1 protein-coding gene is annotated in these 458 nt (G+C 41.7%); it reads left to right on the top strand.

Translation table 11 applies throughout. The annotated features are described in order from the left end of the window. Window positions 1-61: 61 nt before the first annotated feature. Window positions 62-458, top strand: a 397-nt coding sequence (locus tag AB4496_RS28225; RefSeq protein WP_372133346.1) for a response regulator, incomplete at its 3' end; no start/stop codon positions are given.

The following is a 458-nucleotide window of genomic DNA, read 5'->3' on the forward strand; positions in this document are numbered from 1 at the left end:
ATATTAGTTCTTGGAACAGATAACAATAATAATTCGACTTAGTTTTGTGAGGTTAGAGATTATGTACAAAACTCACAGTCAGCCAGTTATGACCTCGGCTCAGGAAGCTCTCAATCAAAAATGCGTTATGTTGGTTGATGATGATCCTATTTTTCGCCGGATAACCAGCGCGTATTTAGACAAGATTGGTTATAAAGTGGTTGAGGCTGAAAATGGGCTGGACGCTCTGCAAAAGCTTAGAGACTCAGCGCCAGATTTAATTGTGTGTGACTTATCAATGCCAATTCTGGATGGCATTGAGCTTGTAGAAGAGCTCAGTTTAGAGTATCCGTCACTGCCTATGATCGTTGTGTCTGGCACCGATGATATGTCTGATGTGGCGAAAGCATTACGATTTGGTATCAAAGACTTTTTAGTCAAACCTCTGGAGGATCACGGTCATTTAGGCAGTGCGATTG

It is taken from the genome of Vibrio sp. 10N.222.46.A1 (genome assembly GCF_041473595.1).
In the GTDB taxonomy this organism is placed as follows: Bacteria; Pseudomonadota; Gammaproteobacteria; order Enterobacterales; family Vibrionaceae; genus Vibrio; species Vibrio tasmaniensis_A.